The following is a 685-nucleotide window of genomic DNA, read 5'->3' as shown; positions in this document are numbered from 1 at the left end:
GCTCGTTTGTCAGCTCCCCGAAGCTTATCGCAGACTTCTACGTCCTTCATCGCCTGTAATCGCCAAGGCATCCACCATGTGCACTTATTCACTTGTCCCTATAACCTTGACGGCTATAGTTACAAGCATTTACTACTGTGTTTGATGAGTTTTTTGTATGCATCCTTTCGGACACTACCCTAAGTGTGCGATGTCTCGCACGCTTAATAAAACTTTACTTCTTCCAGATTGTTAAAGAACGAAACAGCAGTAGTCTCTAAAAGACTAAACATAAAAGTGACGCGTCACGCTTATGTTTAATATCTCGAGTAGATCTTGGTGGAGGATGACGGGATCGAACCGACGACCCCCTGCTTGCAAAGCAGGTGCTCTCCCAGCTGAGCTAATCCCCCAGGGATTTTACTAGTGCAGATACATGGTGGGTCTGGTTGGGCTCGAACCAACGACCCCCGCGTTATCAACACGGTGCTCTAACCAGCTGAGCTACAGACCCGCATTGTTACCTAGCGGTGCTACTGTTTCTTCTTCATTCGACAGTCGATAAGTGTGAGCGTTTGATGCACGATCTTGCGATCCGTGCCGACTCTAGAAAGGAGGTGATCCAGCCGCACCTTCCGATACGGCTACCTTGTTACGACTTCACCCCAGTCACGAATCCTACCGTGGTAAGCGCCCTCCTTGCGGT

2 tRNA genes and 2 rRNA genes are annotated in these 685 nt (G+C 49.2%); all 4 read right to left on the bottom strand.

The features are described from left to right. A 23S ribosomal RNA gene (locus ACY65G_RS30570) occupies positions 1–98 on the bottom strand; the annotation flags it as partial. A gap of 218 nt (positions 99–316) precedes the next feature. Further along, positions 317–392, bottom strand: a tRNA-Ala gene (locus tag ACY65G_RS30565). A gap of 24 nt (positions 393–416) precedes the next feature. After that, positions 417–493, bottom strand: a tRNA-Ile gene (locus tag ACY65G_RS30560). 96 nt (positions 494–589) lie between these two features. After that, positions 590–685, bottom strand: a 16S ribosomal RNA gene (locus ACY65G_RS30555); the annotation flags it as partial.

The sequence above is a fragment of the Pseudoduganella sp. jia 12 genome, assembly GCF_055502675.1.
Note: the sequence above shows the minus strand (reverse complement) of the source record. Positions and strands in the feature narration are given on the sequence as shown.